Annotated in this window: 16 protein-coding genes, 1 tRNA gene and 1 pseudogene; 12 read left to right on the top strand and 6 right to left on the bottom strand. The window is 68.2% G+C overall.

All coding sequences use genetic code 11. The features are described 5' to 3' along the window. Positions 1 to 5: 5 nt before the first annotated feature. A complete protein-coding gene (locus CFK39_RS05030; RefSeq protein ID WP_089064542.1) occupies positions 6 to 392 on the bottom strand; it encodes a universal stress protein in 387 nt (128 codons plus the stop codon). Positions 393 to 528: 136 nt separating this feature from the next. Continuing rightward, positions 529 to 1,170 (bottom strand): lysophospholipid acyltransferase family protein, encoded by a 642-nt coding sequence (locus CFK39_RS05025; RefSeq protein ID WP_089064541.1) that lies wholly within the window; start codon positions 1,168 to 1,170, stop codon positions 529 to 531. A gap of 265 nt (positions 1,171 to 1,435) precedes the next feature. Here CFK39_RS05025 and CFK39_RS16715 point away from each other — a divergent pair, with 265 nt between their 5' ends. The 9 genes and pseudogenes from CFK39_RS16715 to CFK39_RS04985 all read left to right on the top strand — a co-directional run bounded on the left by CFK39_RS16715 (position 1,436) and on the right by CFK39_RS04985 (position 10,364). Further along, positions 1,436 to 1,858 carry a Gfo/Idh/MocA family oxidoreductase gene (locus tag CFK39_RS16715; RefSeq protein WP_245822922.1) on the top strand — a complete coding sequence of 141 codons (423 nt, stop codon included), beginning with the start codon at positions 1,436 to 1,438 and terminating at the stop codon, positions 1,856 to 1,858. Continuing rightward, complete coding sequence (locus tag CFK39_RS05020; protein WP_245822921.1) at positions 1,855 to 2,937, top strand: hypothetical protein; 1,083 nt, start codon at positions 1,855 to 1,857, stop codon at positions 2,935 to 2,937. The genes CFK39_RS16715 and CFK39_RS05020 overlap by 4 nt, the downstream gene beginning before the upstream one ends. 660 nt (positions 2,938 to 3,597) lie before the next feature. Then, positions 3,598 to 3,855, top strand: coding sequence for a glutaredoxin-like protein NrdH (gene nrdH / locus CFK39_RS05015; RefSeq protein ID WP_157697071.1), 258 nt, complete (start codon positions 3,598 to 3,600; stop codon positions 3,853 to 3,855). A gap of 21 nt (positions 3,856 to 3,876) precedes the next feature. Next, positions 3,877 to 4,275 (top strand): class Ib ribonucleoside-diphosphate reductase assembly flavoprotein NrdI, encoded by a 399-nt coding sequence (gene nrdI / locus CFK39_RS05010; RefSeq protein WP_089064540.1) that lies wholly within the window; start codon positions 3,877 to 3,879, stop codon positions 4,273 to 4,275. A 5-nt stretch (positions 4,276 to 4,280) separates the two neighbouring features. Continuing rightward, positions 4,281 to 6,413, top strand: a complete 2,133-nt coding sequence (nrdE, locus tag CFK39_RS05005; protein WP_089064539.1) for a class 1b ribonucleoside-diphosphate reductase subunit alpha — start codon at positions 4,281 to 4,283, stop codon at positions 6,411 to 6,413. A 227-nt stretch (positions 6,414 to 6,640) separates the two neighbouring features. Then, positions 6,641 to 8,049 (top strand): annotated as a pseudogene (locus CFK39_RS05000) (GntP family permease). A gap of 326 nt (positions 8,050 to 8,375) precedes the next feature. Then, positions 8,376 to 9,344, top strand: coding sequence for a class 1b ribonucleoside-diphosphate reductase subunit beta (nrdF, locus tag CFK39_RS04995; RefSeq protein ID WP_089064538.1), 969 nt, complete (start codon positions 8,376 to 8,378; stop codon positions 9,342 to 9,344). Between the two features lie 253 nt (positions 9,345 to 9,597). Then, on the top strand, positions 9,598 to 9,882 hold the full coding sequence (locus CFK39_RS04990) for a GlsB/YeaQ/YmgE family stress response membrane protein (protein ID WP_089064537.1): 285 nt from the start codon (positions 9,598 to 9,600) through the stop codon (positions 9,880 to 9,882). A gap of 158 nt (positions 9,883 to 10,040) precedes the next feature. Further along, on the top strand, positions 10,041 to 10,364 hold the full coding sequence (locus CFK39_RS04985; RefSeq protein ID WP_089064536.1) for a hypothetical protein: 324 nt from the start codon (positions 10,041 to 10,043) through the stop codon (positions 10,362 to 10,364). 55 nt (positions 10,365 to 10,419) lie between these two features. Here CFK39_RS04985 and CFK39_RS04980 read toward each other — a convergent pair whose 3' ends face one another. Next, a complete protein-coding gene (locus CFK39_RS04980) occupies positions 10,420 to 11,073 on the bottom strand; it encodes an IMPACT family protein (RefSeq protein WP_089064535.1) in 654 nt (217 codons plus the stop codon). A gap of 117 nt (positions 11,074 to 11,190) precedes the next feature. Here CFK39_RS04980 and CFK39_RS04975 point away from each other — a divergent pair, with 117 nt between their 5' ends. Further along, complete coding sequence (locus tag CFK39_RS04975) at positions 11,191 to 11,796, top strand: hypothetical protein (protein WP_089064534.1); 606 nt, start codon at positions 11,191 to 11,193, stop codon at positions 11,794 to 11,796. Positions 11,797 to 11,963: 167 nt separating this feature from the next. Here CFK39_RS04975 and CFK39_RS04970 read toward each other — a convergent pair whose 3' ends face one another. The 3 genes from CFK39_RS04970 to ectA all read right to left on the bottom strand — a co-directional run bounded on the left by CFK39_RS04970 (position 11,964) and on the right by ectA (position 14,438). Beyond that, positions 11,964 to 12,356 (bottom strand): ectoine synthase, encoded by a 393-nt coding sequence (locus tag CFK39_RS04970; protein WP_089064533.1) that lies wholly within the window; start codon positions 12,354 to 12,356, stop codon positions 11,964 to 11,966. A 113-nt stretch (positions 12,357 to 12,469) separates the two neighbouring features. After that, complete coding sequence (gene ectB, locus CFK39_RS04965) at positions 12,470 to 13,789, bottom strand: diaminobutyrate--2-oxoglutarate transaminase (RefSeq protein ID WP_089064532.1); 1,320 nt, start codon at positions 13,787 to 13,789, stop codon at positions 12,470 to 12,472. A 109-nt stretch (positions 13,790 to 13,898) separates the two neighbouring features. Next, positions 13,899 to 14,438: a diaminobutyrate acetyltransferase gene (ectA, locus tag CFK39_RS04960; protein WP_089066292.1), complete on the bottom strand. Its 540-nt coding sequence runs from the start codon at positions 14,436 to 14,438 to the stop codon at positions 13,899 to 13,901. 342 nt (positions 14,439 to 14,780) lie between these two features. Here ectA and CFK39_RS04955 point away from each other — a divergent pair, with 342 nt between their 5' ends. Both CFK39_RS04955 and CFK39_RS04950 read left to right on the top strand, forming a co-directional pair. After that, positions 14,781 to 16,310, top strand: a complete 1,530-nt coding sequence (locus CFK39_RS04955) for an alanine/glycine:cation symporter family protein (protein WP_089064531.1) — start codon at positions 14,781 to 14,783, stop codon at positions 16,308 to 16,310. A 146-nt stretch (positions 16,311 to 16,456) separates the two neighbouring features. After that, positions 16,457 to 16,528: transfer RNA gene (locus tag CFK39_RS04950), tRNA-Lys, on the top strand. Positions 16,529 to 16,640: the final 112 nt, after the last annotated feature.

Raw genomic sequence — 16,640 nt, 5'->3', positions numbered from 1 at the left:
CGTGCTCAGACGACGAGAACCTCGCTGTTCGAGGAGAGCAGGAGCTTCTGGATGGTGAGCCCCAGCAGGTGGCGGGAGAGATCCTGCTGGTGGCGGACACCGATGACCAGCAGCTCGGCCCCCTCGGCCTCGACCACGTCGAGCAGCACGTCGGCGATGTCATCCGCACCGGTGCTCTCCTGGCGGAACTCGACGCGCACGGAGGCGCCGCGCAACTGGTCACGAGCGATCTCCCGGTGCTGGTCGTTCGCGTGCCGCGGGTCCTCCGAGACCCCTTCTCGCAGCACGTTGACGACGATCAGCGGGCCACCACGCTGCTCCGCCTCCTCGCGGGCAGCGGCCAGCGCCTTGAAACCCACCTCGGTGGGGATGAATCCGACGACGACGGCCATCTGGTCTCCTGGAATGCGGTCAGGGCGGCGGCCGCCGCCCGGTCGGCGCGCGGCCTGGCCAGATCCTACTTGCCAGCGAGCGCCCCGCGGGGGACCGTCGGCGATCCGGTCCCACCGGCTCGACGGGGTGCGGCGCCTATGCGCGGCGCTGGCCGGAGAGCTTCTGGATCTCGTCCATGATTCGTGCGTTCAACAGCCGCCGGCGCACACCCTTGGAGGCGCTGGGATCGATGTCGTCCACCTCGATCGGAGCGCCCACGCGAACGGTGATGGCGCCGCGCTGGGGGATCAGTCGCGAGAACATGTGCTGGGTCCCCTTGAGCCCGACGGGGATCACCGGGCACCCGGACTCCACGGCGAGCCAGGCGGCACCCTGCTTCCCGGGATGCAGCAGCCCGTCCCTGGAGCGGGTGCCCTCGGGGTAGATCGCGAAGCCGTCGCCGTCACGCAGGATGGACAGCCCGGCCTGCAGGGCCCCCTTGCCGGAGGAGAGGGCCTCCCGGTCCACCGGCACCGCTTCGACGGCCTCGAAGAACCAGTGCAGGAGGCGGCCGCGCAGCCCCTTCTGGGTCCACAGGGTGTCCTTGGCGACGAAGCGGATCTGCCGCGGCAGCACCACCGGCAGCATGAAGCTGTCGATATTCGCGAGGTGGTTCGAGGCGATCACGAACCCGCCCTCGCGGGGGATGTTCTCGAGCCCGGTGACCCGCGGGTTCCACAGGAGCTTGACGAAGGGGCGCGAGAAATTGCGGGCGCCGAAGTAGAAGCGTCTGGCCACGGGGGTCCTCCTGAGACGTGCTGATCCGGGCTCCACGATAATCCCGCCCGAGTGCTCCGCGGAGCAGGGCCCTCGCCGGAGCCACGTGAGCCTCATCCCTCGCAGTGCAGGTGGGCGGGACAGCGACCCGGCCCGGATCGGGTCCGTGTGGTAGAAACGGGCGTGCGTCCCGGGGTGATCCGGGACGCGATGCCGGAGACGGCACGGCGCCCGCCGAGAGCCTGCGGAGCTGCCGCCGGTCCCGCCGAGCCCGAGGAGCCTCCCGATGCCGAAGACCTTGAACATCGCCGTGATCGGCGCCGGAACGATGGCCCAGGCCGTGCACCTGCCGGTGCTGCGGCGGCGCTGGGACCGCTTCACGGTCGCCGCGCTGGTGGAGCATTCCCCGCGCCGCCGCCGGGAGGCCGCAGACGTCTGGGGCCTCGAGGAGGACATCCGCTTCGAATCCGTCGCCGATCTGATCGCCGCGGTGCGCGCCAAGACGGTGACGCTGGACGGCGCCGTGCTGTCCACCGACGGTCTGCATGTCGAGGATCTGCTCGCGCTCATGCGTCGGGGCATCCCGGTGCTGGTGGAGCCGCCGCTGGGCTTCTCCGCCGAGGAGGTCGCGACGGTCGCCGATTTCGAGCGGATGACCGGTCGTCGCCTGGTGATGATGGCCTACCCCAGCAGTACGACGACTCCGTGACCCGGATGGCCGAGCACATCGCCGTCAAGGATCTGCGGATGGTGGACCACGAGGTGCTGATGCCGGCGAGCCAGCCGCTGTTCGGCGGGGCCCACGTGACCACCTCCTCCTACGACCTGCCCAGCGAGGTCCGCTCGCAGCGACGCAAGGCGCTGCAGGCCGCGGTCGAGGCGGGGGCCGGTGACGGTGCCACCCAGCGCGACCGCGACCTCTACGTCAAGGGCCTGCTGACGGGGGTGGCGCATCAGCTGGCGGTGATCGAGGCGTCCTACGGCCCGGTCGTGCGCCTGTCCGCGGTGCGGCACTGGCCCAAGGGCGTGATCCCCGGCTCGCTCGAGCTGCTCGGCGAGCTCGACGGCGGGGCACAGGTGCGTCTGGTCTGGCACTACCTTCCCTTCGCCCCCGAGTACTCCGAGTCGCTGCAGGTGCTCTCCGCCCGGCGGCGGATGCGCGTGGAGCTGCCGGCGCCCTCGCACGGCGACCGCCGCTCCACCATCTCCCTGCGGGAGAAGAAGAGCGGGGTGGTCCAGGAGACGTCGACGACGGCCCCCAAGGGTGCGGCGGAACTGATGTGGGAGGCCTTCCACGGCTTCGTGGAGAAGGGCAAGGAGCCCGTCTCGGGCGCCGCCCAGGCGCGCGACCAGGTGGTCCTGCTGCGCGAGGTGCTCTCGGCCATCGTCGTCGCCGATGGCCGCAGCCTCGAGGCGGAGCAGAGTGACGAGGACGCAGAGCCCGGCGGCGCCGACGACGCGACCGCCGACGACGCGACCACCGATGACGTCGTGACCGCCGACGGCGCATCCGCGGATCGGGTGGCCTCAGACAGTTCGACGGCGGGCGGCGAGGCCGCAGAGGAAGCGATCTCCGCGGGTGACACCGAACCCGCGACCGAGACGCTCGAGCAGCCGGTGCCGGATGCGGAGCCCGCCGAGCAGGATCCAGCAGTCGACACCCCGGCCGTCGATGAGGTCACCGATGCCTGGGGTCCCGGCCTCGCCCCGACCGACGCCGCTGCGGAGGCTCCCGTGACGGACCCGGCCGTCGAGGACGCTCCGGCGGGGGAGGACCCCCGCCCCTGAACGCCACGGCTCCGCCCGCAGAGCCGATGATCCCCGCCACCCGATCGGCGGGATCCACCGATCCCCGCAGCCCCTGATCCCTCGACGGCTGCGGGGATCGTCGTGTCGCGGGCCGGTCCCTCGGCCGCGGCGGCGCTCGACGGCGCCGCCACCGGCCCCATCCCACAGTCCGGGGCGTCGCGGAGGTGGGTGAGCCGCCCTCGGGAGCGCTCGCCGACGACCCGCCTGGGCCGTCCCGCAGACACGCCGAGGACACGCCGAGGACACGCCGGGGAGACACGTCACGTCCGGCCGTTCCGAGCCCTTGCCGACCCGGTCGTCGAGGCCGCCATCCACCGTCGGGGACGACTGTCGCACCCGTCGTCCACACTCGACTGTGCACGCATCCACCGCTTTCGTGCGTGGCGCCGCGGCTCTGTCCCCAGCGGGACCGGTTCATCCACAGTCCATCAACAACACGATGTGGATGACAGTGTTGTAGTTCAGTACATCTAGTGGTTGTCGCGCCGGAGCACCACTAGGTGTAGTGTTGGTGCAGTCGCAGCGATCCGGGGCTCAGAAGCCCGGGAGAGCCGCAGCAGGGTCCATCGGACCCCCACCGACAACTCGTGACACCCCCGTTCCCGCGCCTCGGCGCAGCGCTCGTGAAAGGCCCTCCCCTTGGACATCACCGTGTACTCGAAGCCCCTCTGCGTGCAGTGCGATGCGACCAAGCGCGCCCTGAACAAGGCGGGCGTCGCCTACGACGTCGTCGACATCACCGAGGACGCCGACGCCCTGGCGAGGGTCAAGTCCCTCGGCTACGTCCAGGCCCCGGTCGTCATCACCACCGAGGACCACTGGTCCGGCTTCCGCCCGGACAAGATCAAGGCGCTCGCGGGCGTCGGTGTGCAGCAGCGCACCGTCTCCGCGATCTGAGAGCGACCGGGAGGCGTCGGCGTGGCCAACCTCGTCTATTTCTCCTCGGTGTCCGGCAACACCAAGCGCTTCGTCGAGAAGCTCGAGATGCCCGCGGAGCGGATTCCGCTCTATCCGAAGGATGATCCCCTCGTCGTCGACGAGGAGTTCGTCCTCCTGACCCCGACCTACGGCGGGGGCAACGGCCGCGGTGCCGTCCCCAAGCAGGTCATCAAGTTCCTCAACGACGAACGCAATCGGGAGCGCATCCGAGGCGTTATCGGTGCGGGGAACACCAACTTCGGGGAGGCCTACTGCTTGGCCGGCGACATCATCGCCCGCAAGTGCGAGGTCCCCCATATGTACAAGTTCGAACTGTTCGGTACTCCGCGTGATGTGATGCGGGTCCATGATGGATTGGAAGAGTTTTGGCGACACTGACCGAGATGCCCCAGGTCGAGCACAACAAGCAGCTCGACTACCACGCGCTGAACGCGATGCTGAACCTGTACGGTCCCGACGGGAACATCCAGTTCGAGAAGGACCGCCAGGCCGCGCGGGAGTACTTCCTGCAGCACGTGAACCCCAACACCGTCTTCTTCCACTCGCTGCGCGAGAAGATGGACTACCTGGTCGAGAACAACTACTACGAGCAGGACGTGCTCGACCAGTACGACTTCTCCTTCATCGAGTCCCTCTCGGAGCAGGCCTACGCCAAGAAGTTCCGTTTCCCCACCTTCCTGGGCGCCTTCAAGTACTACACCTCGTACACGCTGAAGACCTTCGACGGCAAGCGGTACCTGGAGCGCTACGAGGACCGCGTGGTGATGGTCGCCCTGGCGCTCGCCCGCGGCGATGAGCAGCTGGCCCGCAACCTCGTCGACGAGATCCTCGACGGCCGCCTCCAGCCGGCCACCCCCACCTTCCTCAACGCCGGCAAGGCCCAGCGCGGAGAGCTCGTCTCCTGCTTCCTGCTGCGCATCGAGGACAACATGGAGTCGATCGGTCGCTCGATCAACTCCGCGCTGCAGCTGTCCAAGCGCGGCGGCGGCGTCGCCCTGCTGCTCTCGAACCTGCGTGAGTACGGTGCGCCGATCAAGCACATCGAGAACCAGTCCAGTGGCGTCATCCCCGTGATGAAGCTGCTGGAGGACTCCTTCTCCTACGCCAACCAGCTCGGAGCCCGCCAGGGCGCCGGCGCGGTGTACCTCAACGCCCACCACCCGGACATCCTGCGGTTCCTGGACACCAAGCGCGAGAACGCCGACGAGAAGATCCGGATCAAGACCCTCTCCCTGGGCGTGGTCATCCCCGACATCACCTTCGAGCTCGCCAAGAGCAACGAGCCGATGTACCTGTTCTCCCCGTACGACGTGGAGCGCGAGTACGGCAAGCCGTTCGCCGAGGTGAACGTCTCCGAGACCTATCACGAGATGGTCGACAACCCCCGGATCTCCAAGAAGAAGATCAAGGCCCGCGACTTCTTCCAGAACCTCGCCGAGATCCAGTTCGAGTCCGGCTACCCGTACATCATGTTCGAGGACACCGTGAACCGGGCGAACCCGATCGCCGGCAAGGTCACGCACTCGAACCTGTGCTCGGAGATCCTGCAGGTCTCGACCCCCTCGACCATGAACGTCGACCTCACCTACGAGGAGCTGGGCCGGGACATCTCCTGCAACCTGGGATCGATGAACATCGCCAAGGCGATGGACTCCCCGGACTTCGCGCAGACCATCTCCACCGCGATCCGCGGCCTCACCGCCGTCTCGGACACCTCGGACATCGAGTCCGTGCCGACGATCGCCGAGGGCAACCGCAAGTCCCACGCGATCGGCCTGGGCCAGATGAACCTGCACGGCTACCTGGCCCGCGAGCGGATCTTCTACGGCTCCGACGAGGGCCTGGACTTCACCAACATGTACTTCTACTCGGTCACCTATCACGCCATCAAGGCGTCGATGGAGATCGCGAAGGAGCGCGGAGAGCGGTTCTTCGACTTCGAGAACTCGACCTACGGCACCGGCGAGTACTTCGACAAGTACATCGACCAGGTGTGGGAGCCGAGGACCGAGAAGGTCCGCGGGCTGTTCGAGGACTCCTCGGCGCACCTGCCCACCCAGGACGACTGGAAGCAGCTGCGCGAGGACGTCGCGAAGCACGGCATGTACAACGCCTACCTGCAGGCGGTGCCGCCGACCGGCTCGATCTCGTACATCAACAACTCCACGAGCTCGATCCACCCGATCGCCTCGAAGATCGAGATCCGCAAGGAGGGGAAGATCGGTCGGGTGTACTACCCGGCCCCCTACCTCACCAACGACAACCTCGAGTACTACGAGGATGCGTACGAGATCGGCTACGAGAAGATCGTCGACACCTACGCCGAGGCCACCCAGCACGTGGACCAGGGCCTGTCGCTGACGCTGTTCTTCAAGGACAGCGCCACCACGCGCGACATCAACCGGGCGCAGATCTACGCCTGGCGCAAGGGCATCAAGACCCTCTACTACATCCGCCTGCGGCAGATGGCCATCGAGGGCACCGAGGTCGAGGGCTGCGTGAGCTGCATGCTGTGAGGCCTCCGGCCCTCGCCTGATCACGGACGGCCCGTTCCGAGCTTCGGCTCGGAACGGGCCGTCCGTCGTGCGTGCGGTGTTGACGCACGCTCTTTACTGCGCTTCCATCGGTCATACGACGGTGTGATGACGCGCCGGCCTGCCGTCCGCTCGAGCCCGAGGGGACGGGACGGTCAGCGGCCCTTCCCCGCCGCACCCTTCCCCCTCCGAGTCCCTCAAGGAGAGTCATGGACGACCTCGTCATGAACTGGGACCTCGGCACCGCCGGGCTGCTGATCCTCGCGATCGGCGCCATCGCAGTGCTGCTGGTGCTCATCATGGTCTTCAAGGTGCACGCGTTCCTCGCGCTGATGCTCACCAGCATCGGCACGGCCCTGGCCGCCGGCATTCCCCGGACCGACTCGTGGAGGCTCTGGGCTTCGGGTTCAACCCGACCCTGGGCAGCGTCATGCTGCTGGTCGCGCTCGGCGCCATGCTGGGCCGCATGGTCGAGGCCTCCGGCGGTGCGCAGGCGCTCGCGGATTCGCTGATCCGCAGATTCGGCGAGAACCGTGCCGGCTTCGCCCTCTCGCTGGCGAGCCTGCTGATGGGCTTCCCGATCTTCTTCGATGCGGGCCTGGTCGTCATGCTGCCGATCATCTATGCGGTCGCGCGCCGCGTCGGTGGCTCGTTCCTGTCGATCGCGCTGCCCAGCGCCATCGCCTTCAGCGCGATGCACATCTTCTCCCCGCCCCACCCCGGCCCGGTCGCCGCCTCGGCGATCCTCGGCGCGGACGTCGGGCAGGTGCTGCTGGTCGGCATCGTCTTCGCCGTGATCATCTGGCTCATCGCCGGTGTGGGCCTCGCCCCGGTGCTGGGACGCCGACTGGACGTCGCGATCCCGAACATCCTCGGCGACTCGCGTGAGCGCAGCGACCTCGAGTCCGCTCCGAAGGTCCGCACCATCGTGATGCTCCTGCTGCTGCCGCTGGTGCTGATCCTGCTGAACACCGCGCTGAACACGGTCGGCGCCACCCGTCCGGACCCCGACGCCTTCAATGCCGGACCCACGGTGGCGGTTCTGCGGATGCTCGGGGAGACCCCGGTCGCCCTGCTGATCACCCTGTTCGTCTCGATGTTCGTGCTGGGCTGGGGTGCCGGAAAGACGGGCACCCTGATGGAGAAGGTCCAGGACTCGGCACTCGGCCCGATCGCCTCGGTGGTGCTGGTCACCGGTGCCGGCGGCATGTTCGGCGGTGTCCTGCGGGCCACCGGCATCGGCGATGCCGTCGCCCAGTCCCTCCAGGACATCGGCATGCCCGTCATCGTCGCCGCCTACCTCATCGCCCAGATCGTCCGCCTGGCCCAGGGCTCGGCGACGGTCGCGCTGACCACGGCCGCCTCCCTGATGGCGGGGATCGTCGCCGCCGGCGACTTCACCCCGTTCCAGGTGGTCGCCCTGGTGATGGCGATGAGCGCCGGCTCCGTCGGCTTCTCCCACGTCAACGATTCCGGGTTCTGGCTGGTCAGCCGGTTCTTCGGGATGAACATGAAGCAGACCCTGGGCACCTGGACCGTGCTCCAGGGAGCGATGGGCGTGATCGGGTTCGCGCTGGCGCTGGTGCTGTACGGCATCGCCGGCGGTCTCGGGGTGTGAGCGCCGCGGGCGGGCCGCGGAGGCGGCCCGCCCGCGCCGTCGGCGACGGGATCGATCCATCCGGAGCCGACGGGCCGTCGCCCCGAGCCGTCATCGTGTCGAGCAGGGGCGACAGCACCTGCGGCCGTGCCGTGATCAGAGGCGCGGACTTCCCGGCGACGACGTCCGCGAGGCTCGAAGCGGGCACGGGGCCAAGGGTCGGGGACTCGAGGCGAGGTGGTGTCGCGTTCCACCGCTCCCCGGGACTGTCGGAGGCGCTTTCTCAGGCCGGTACTGCCTAGACTGGCCAGGACTGAACCCCCGAGATTTCTGACAGTGAGGCTGCGGTGAAAGACCACCTGAATGCGACGATCCAGGCCATCAACTGGAACCGGATCCCGGACCCGAAGGACCAGGAGGTCTGGGACCGCCTGACCGGAAACTTCTGGCTGCCCGAGAAGATCCCGCTGTCCAACGACATCCAGTCCTGGAGCCGTCGTTCCGCTGAGGAGCAGACGATGGCCATGCACGTGTTCACGGGGCTGACCCTGCTGGATACCGTGCAGGGCACCGTGGGTGCGATCTCCCTGATCCCGGACGCGGTCACCCCGCACGAGGAGGCGGTGTACACCAACATCGCGTTCATGGAGTCGGTGCACGCGAAGTCCTACAGCCAGATATTCTCGACCCTGGCCAACACGAAGCAGATCGACGAGGCCTTCGAGTGGGGTGCGACGAACGAGCAGCTCCAGAAGAAGGCTCAGATCATCATGAGCTATTACGAGGGTGATGATCCGGAGAAGCGCAAGGTCGCCTCGGTGCTGCTGGAGTCGTTCCTGTTCTACTCGGGCTTCTACATGCCGATGCGCTATTCCAGCCACGGCGAGCTCACCAACACCGCGGACATCATCCGGCTGATCATCCGTGATGAGGCCGTGCACGGCTACTACATCGGCTACAAGTACCAGAAGGCCGTCGAGAAGCTCTCCGCCGAACGTCAGGCGGAGCTGAAGGACTACACCTTCTCGCTGATGATGGAGCTGTACGACAACGAGGAGCAGTACACCGAGGATCTCTACGACCCGGTGGGCTGGACCGAGGACGTCAAGGTCTTCCTGCGCTACAACGCCAACAAGGCGCTGATGAACCTCGGCTACGAGGGACTCTTCCCACAGGAGGCCGTCGAGGTGAACCCGGCGATCCTGGCCGCGCTGTCCCCGAACGCCGACGAGAACCACGACTTCTTCTCCGGCTCCGGCTCCAGCTACGTGATGGGCAAGGCCGTCGAGACCGAGGACGACGACTGGGACTTCTGAGTCCCGACAGGGCGGCCCTCCAGGGCCGCTGGCGAGCGACGGGCCGGGCGATCACGCCCGGCCCGTCCTGCATTCCCACGGCTGTGCCAACAGGTATCGACATGTCGGGAAAGAGGGGCGGAAGAGTCCCACGGACCATATGGTCAATTCTGTGACCTGCGGTGTCGCTGAAGATCCCGGGTTCCGCAGGAATGCTTCGCCATAATGCAGGGGCAACACCAATCCCTTCCCCTGACAGAATGGAGCTCCACTCATGGGTCTTCTCTGGGCAATCATCTCGTGGATCATCATCGGTGCGATCATCGGTCTCATCGCCCGAGCGATCATGCCGGGCAAGCAGGCCATGGGCCTGGGGATGACCATCATCCTCGGCGTCGTCGGCGCGATCGTCGGTGGTTTCATCGGCGGCCTCCTCGGAGGCGACGGGGTCAGCGGCATCCTCGACAACCCGTGGAGCATCGGCACCATCCTGCTCGCCGTGGTCGGTGCACTGATCGTCATGTTCATCTACGGTCTGGTGACCAAGAACCGGGCCTGACGCAGGCCCCTGGGCTCTTGAGCCCTGCATCATGACGGCGGCGCCGTCCGGTCTTCCCGGGCGGCGCCGCTGTCATGTCCGGCCCTCGGGTGCCGCGGTACCGGCCTCCGTTCTCGCGGGTCCCTGGCCTCTTCCTCAGCGATGGGCGAGACTGGGGTATGGCCACCTATGTTCCTCTGATCACCGCTGATCTGGCGCGAGCCGCCCGAGCGCTCGCCCAGGTGTCCCTGCTCGACCTCGCCGAGCACACCGATCTGGACGTCGAGCACCTCCGCGGCGTGGAGCGGGGGCTGCGCTCCCTCTCCGCAGCGCAGGAGGAGCGGCTCCATCACGCTTTCGAAGAGTTCGGCGTCGAGGTGCTCCCCGCCGATGAGGAGGCCGCGATCGGCCACGGCGTGCGCCGGAAGTTCAATCCGCGCACTGTGAAGCGCCTCGAGAACTGGGAGAACGAGGGCGGTCCCGCCGGGGACGACGACATCTGAGCGCGGCGCTCACCCCCAGGGGCGCCGCCTCCGCGGATCGTGGGAGCGCGGTTGCTCAGAGCGGGACGTCAGCCGTGCGCCGCCCCGCCTCCTCCACCTGGTGCCGGCCCGAGGACCAGCGGGCCGTATCGGCGCGCAGCTCCGCGAGGTCCGTCGGCGTCACCAGCACCGACAGCACCGCGCTGCGCGCGGAGTAGTGTGTCGGCTCGACCGTCGCGCCGTGGGCGGCGGCCCAGATCCGTACGGCGTTCTCCGCGATCCCCACCTCCGCCGGCGGCACCTCGATCCGGGCCACCACGAGCTCAGTGCGACGACGCAGGGTCGCCGCCGCCACCGCCTGCTCCACCCCGGCGGTGTAGGCGCGCACTAGCCCGCCCGCGCCGAGCTTCACCCCGCCGAAGTAACGGATCACGATCGCGAAGGTGTCCACCAGCCGGGCCTGCAGCAGGGACTGCAGCATCGGCATCCCTGCGGTCCCGGCCGGTTCGCCGTCATCGTTGGAGCGGTTCATCTCGGCACGCTCCGCGGTCTCGTCGAGCACCAGCGCGGTGCAGTGGTGACGGGCGTCGGGATGCTGGGCGCGTGCGGTGCGCAGCAGCGCATCGGCCTGCGCCACCTCCTCCACGCGATGCAGCCGGGTGAGGAATCTCGAGCGCTTCTCGATCAGCTCGGTCTCGACGTCGGCGGCGAGGACCAGGGGATCGGGCATGCCCTGGAGTCTAGGCCGAACGGGAGGATGGGGCCGAGCACGAGCCCGTCAGCCGGGTTGGCGCGAGGGAGGGGCGCTAGCCTGGGCCTGACCCCGTCACCACCTCAGGAGCCTCCCGTGACCCAGCCGCCCCAGTCCTCTTCCGGTCCGCTCTCCCCGCAGAACGCCGCCTACGGGCAGGGTGGGGTGCCCTCGCCGGGCTTCGCTCCGGCTCCGGCGAAGAAGCCGTCGAAGGCGCCGAAGGTCCTCATCGTGCTCGGCTCGGTGATCCTGGCTCTCAGCGTCATCATCGGCGTGGTGCTCGCCGTCATCGGCTTCGGCGGCACCGTGAGCGGCATGAATGAGCTCGAGGTGTTCGACTCCGGCAACGGCACCGTCACCGCTGAGGCGGGTGAGTCGCTGCAGATCTACGCCGAGGAGGGCGCTGCGGTCCCGAGCTGCACGATCGACGGTCCCGCAGTGGGTCCAGGCACCGGGCAGTCCAGCACCATGGGCGACGGCGAGCACTCCTGGGTATCGGTGGACTCCTTCACCGCGGAGGAGGCGGGAGACTACGAGGTCAGCTGCACTGAAGCGCCCATCGCGGTGGGCCCGCCGGTGTCCATCGGAGGTATCTTCGCCGGTCTCGGCGGGATCGCGCTCGCCATCTTCGGAGGGGCTCTCGGGCTCCTGCTGCTGGTGATCGGTGTGGTGCTGCTGATCGTCCGGAAGCGTTCGGCATGAGTGCATCCGCTCGCTGACTCTGCGCAGCGCTTGGATCGCCGCGATCACCCAGGCCCGTGGCGGGGGAGCACCGACCCGCTGAGCATCCCGCACGACGTGACGGAGCCCGGCAGGACCGATGTCCTGCCGGGCTCCGTCATGCGAGCCGTACGGCTCGGGTGCTGGTCTCAGGCGTCTTCGGTGATCAGCGGGTACACGCCGTTCTCGTCGTGGACCTCGCGACCGGTGACCGGCGGGTTGAACACGCACACGCAGCGGATCTCCTTGCGGACCCGCACCTTGTGCTTGTCGTGGTCGTTGAGCAGGTACAGGGTGCCGGGAGCGAGCTGGTGCACCTCACCGGTGGCAAGGTCCTCGATCTCACCCTCACCATGGGTGATGAAGACGGCCTCGATGTGGTTGGCGTACCAGAAGTAGCTCTCGGTGCCCTCGTACAGGGTGGTCTCGTGGACGGAGAAGCCCACACCCTCCTTGGCCAGGATGACGCGCTTGGAGCGCCAGTTCTCCGACTTGATGTCGTCTTCGGTGTCTTCGACGTCGGCGAGCGAGCGAACGAGCATGGTGGGTCCTTCCGGTGGATGGTCAGGTTTCAGGGTGGTGCGCAGGAAGCCCGTGCTTCCGCGCAGACCGTCGGCCCGCCCCGTGCTGCGGGCGGGCCGACGGGGGAGTGGTCTCAGGCGGTGAGTGCCTCGTCGACGGCGGCCTCGATGATGTCCAGGCCGCGCTCGAGCAGCTCATCGGGGATGGTCAGCGCCGGGAGCAGCTTGACGACCTCGTCGGAGGGGCCGGAGGTCTCCACCAGCAGGCCCTCTTCGAAGGAGCGCGCCGCGATCTTTCCGGCGATCTCCCCGGTGGGCATCTGCAGGCCACGAGCGAGGCCGCGACCCTTGACGATCAGCTCGTGCTCGGGGTACTTCGCCGCGATGCGGTTGAAGCGGCTCTCCACGTAGGCGCCCTTGGCGATGGTCGCCTTCTCGAATTCGTCGTCGCTCCAGAACAGGTCGATGGCCTTGGTGGCGGTCGCGAAGGCCGGGCCGAAGCCACGGAAGGTGCCGTTGTGCTCGCCCGGCTCCCAAATGTCCAGCTCGGGCTTGATGAGGGTCAGCGCGAGCGGGTGTCCGTAGCCGCTGATCGACTTCGAGAGGGTCACCATGTCGGGCTCGATGCCAGCCTGCTCGAAGCTGAAGAACTCGCCGGTGCGGCCGCAGCCCATCTGGATGTCGTCGACGATCAGCAGGATCTCATGCTTCTTGCAGAGGTCCGCGAGGCCGCGCAGCCACTCGGCGCGAGCGGCGTTGATGCCGCCCTCGCCCTGGACGGCCTCGACGATCACGGCCGCGGGCTTGTTCAGGCCGCTGCCGTCGTCGGTGAGCAGGCGCTCGAAGTACATGAAGTCCGGCACGACCTGGCCGAAGTAGTCGTCGAAGGGCATCGGGGTGGAGTGCACCAGGGGGATCCCGGCGCCGCCGCGCTTCATCGAGTTGCCGGTGACGGACAGCGCGCCCAGGGTCATGCCGTGGAAACCGTTGGTGAAGTTCACGACGGACTCGCGCCCGGTGACCTTGCGGGCCAGCTTCAGCGCGGCCTCGACGGCGTTGGTGCCGCCGGGGCCGGGGAAGGCCACCTTGTAGTCCAGGCCGCGGGGCTTGAGGATCTTCTCGTTGAAGGTCTGCAGGAACTCACGGCGCACGTCGGTGAACATGTCCAGGCCGTGCACGACCCGGTCCTCAAGGTAGTGGTCGATGACGACCTTCTTGAGCTCGGGGTGGTTGTGGCCGTAGTTCAGGGTGCCGGCGCCGGCAAAGAAGTCGATGTACTCGCGGCCGTCCTCGGCGGTCAGCACGGAGCCCTTGGCGTGGGTGAAGACGGTGGGCCAGCCGCGGGAGTAGCTGCGGACGCCCGACTCCAGCTCGGTCGGGTCGACGGTGGGGGCGCTGACCTCGTCGGTCAGCTCGGGCTTCTCGGTGGACTCGGTTGCTGCGGTCATGGTCATGACATCTCCCTGGGTGGTGAATCGATGGTCTGTGGGTGGCGCGGCGGCGCGCAGGGGCGCCTGCACCGATGGATCTCAAGGCCGACGGAGCGGCCGGGCATGCGCGGGCTCAGGTGTCGCTGCGCAGCTCGCTGATCTCGTGGAGCAGCTCGGCGCCGTGGCCGGAATCCGGGAAGTGGGCCTCCGTCAGCAGCGGGCCGACGTGATGGCTCGCGCCGTGACGCTCCGCGAAGGAGGCGAACAGGCGCTGAGAGGCGGCATTGTCCGCCGTGATGGTGGTCTCCAGCGTGGTGACGTGGGGAAGGTCTGCCAGCAGGGCGTCCAGCAGGCGGGCGGCGATGCGCCGGCCGCGCTGGGACTCGTCGACCGCGATCTGCCAGACGAACAGCCGCTCCGGCGCCGTGGGGCGCTGGTAGCCGAGCACGAACCCGACCGGCTCGCCCGCGGCGACTGCCACCCGCGAGGTGGCTGCGAAGTCGCGGGCCATGATCAGGTAGGCGTACGAGGTGTTCAGGTCGAGCGTGCCGCTGTCGCGGGCGATCCGCCACATGGCGGCGCCCTCCTCCATGGTGGGAGGACGGAAATCCAGGTCGGAGGCTGCTCCGGCGGTCTTGTCAGGAGTGGACGGGTGGTCTGCGCTGTGCGTCATCAACTGGCCCATATCGCTGTCCACGGTATCGAGAGCGGCGACGAATGTGGAGCCCCCGGGGTGGTCGCAGGGGGGTGCCCACGGAGTGTCGTGACGCAACTGTGACGATCCGGCGTCCGGGAATCGGATTGTCGGACAACCGTTGATCATTCATGTCGACCTGCGGCGATGCGCCTTTCCTGGCGGCCTCCGTCGGAGTCGGTGCCGCGCTGGTGTGGCGTGCACCACATGACCGCGATGCGGGACACATCTACGCGCGCGCGGAGCGTGAAGGTCGTGGGGGAGGGGTCCCGGAGTTCCCGGCGGGGCGGTGGCGGGGTCGCTCCCGCTACCGTCATCGTCATGAATCCCCTCGAATCACTGAACGAGTTCCTCGGCAACGCCGAGGGCTGGCTCTGGACCTGGGCAGGGATGCCCGTGGTCATCCTGCTCGGCCTGTACTTCACGATCCGCACGGGCGCCGTGCAGCTGAGGATGATCCCGGCGATGTTCGGCGCCATCACCCAGAAGGCGCAGCGGGAGGAGGTGGGCTCGGGCCGTGATCGCGCCGAGCGCACCAAGTCGCTCAGCGCCTTCCAGGCGTTCTCCGTCTCCGCCGCGGCCCGCGTGGGCACCGGGAACATCTCCGGCGTGGCCGGGGCGATCTTCCTGGGCGGGCCGGGAGCGGTGCTATGGATGTGGGTGATGTGCCTGCTCACCGGGGCGGCGAGCTTCATCGAGTCCACCCTCGCGCAGCTGTGGAAGACCCGCGCCGACGACACCTACAAGGGCGGCCCCGCCTTCTACATCGCCCGCGGGCTGGGCAGCCGGAAGTTCGGGCTGTTCTTCGCGGTGCTGTTCATCTTCTGCTTCGCCTTCGCCTTCACCTCGCTGCAGGCCAACACCATCGTCGACGCCGTCACCGGTGCGGTCGCCGTGTATGTCGATCCGGCCGAGCTGAGCTGGCTGCCTCTCGCGCTCGGGGTGCTGCTGGCCGTGCTCACCGGCGTCATCGTCTTCGGCGGCATGCGCCGCGTGGCCTCCGTCGCCCAGAACATGGTCCCGATCATGGCCGCGATCTACCTGCTGATCGGCCTCATCATCGTGGGGATGAACCTCGGCGAGCTGCCCCGGGTGATCACCCAGGTCGTCACCGAGGCGTTCAGCCCGCAGGCCGCGATCGGCGGCGGCTTCGGCGCGGTCATCGTCAACGGTGTCCAGCGCGGCATGCTCTCGAACGAGGCCGGCATGGGCTCGGTCCCGAACGTCGCCGCGACCGCCTCGGTCAGCCACCCCGTCAAGCAGGGCCTGGTGCAGACCCTCGGCGTCTACTTCGACACCCTGCTGATCTGCACGATCACCGCCTTCATCGTGTTGGTCTCCTTCCCGGACGTCAGCGCCGGCGGCGAGGGCCTGATGATGGTGCAGGAGTCGCTGGCGACGAACCTCGGCGGCTGGTCCGCGATCCTGCTCGCCGCGATCATGTTCCTGCTCGCCTTCACCTCGGTGCTGGGCAACTTCTCCTACGGCGAGGCGAACATGCACTTCATCACCAGCAGGCGCGGCTGGCACATCGCCTTCGGCGTCGCCGTGACCGGCCTGGTGCTCGTCGGCTCGATGATCGCGGTCGACCTCGCCTGGACCATCGCCGGGGTGTCCATGGTGTTCATCGCCCTGATCAACCTCGTGGTGATCGCCCTGCTGGCCCCCACCGCAGTGAAGCTGCTGCGGCACTTCAACGCCCAGCGCGCCCAGGGCCTGGACCCGATCTTCCTGGCCTCCGACCTCCCGGAGATCAAGAACGTCGAGGTCTGGGTGGGGGAGGACGTCTGCGACTACCAGGACGCCCGTGAGGCGGACGAGGCCCGCGAGGTGGACGAGGTCACCGTCTGAGCCCGCCAGCAGCGCTGCCGGCACAGGCCGACGGCGCTGCTAGGGGCGACGGGCCGTGCGCGAGCCGTCATCCGGCTCGGGCGCGGCCCGTCCTGTCGCGTGCTCCGACGCCGTTAGGATGGTCTGGCTCGCCGCGAGGCGGGCACGGGCCTGTAGCTCAGTGGTAGAGCATCGGACTTTTAATCCGCGGGTCGAGGGTTCGATCCCCTCCGGGCCCACCGCAGGTCAGGTCGGAGAAGTTTCCCCTAGGGGAAGACCTCCGAACCGGGTTTGACAGCAGCTTTGACAGCAACGCGGCTGTGCGGGAGGGGCTGACAGCAACGTGCGATG

Origin of the sequence: Brachybacterium avium (assembly GCF_002216795.1) — a bacterium.
In the GTDB taxonomy this organism is placed as follows: Bacteria; Actinomycetota; Actinomycetes; order Actinomycetales; family Dermabacteraceae; genus Brachybacterium; species Brachybacterium avium.
The sequence above is the reverse complement of the archived record's forward strand: the minus strand, read 5'-3'. Positions and strand labels throughout refer to the sequence as shown.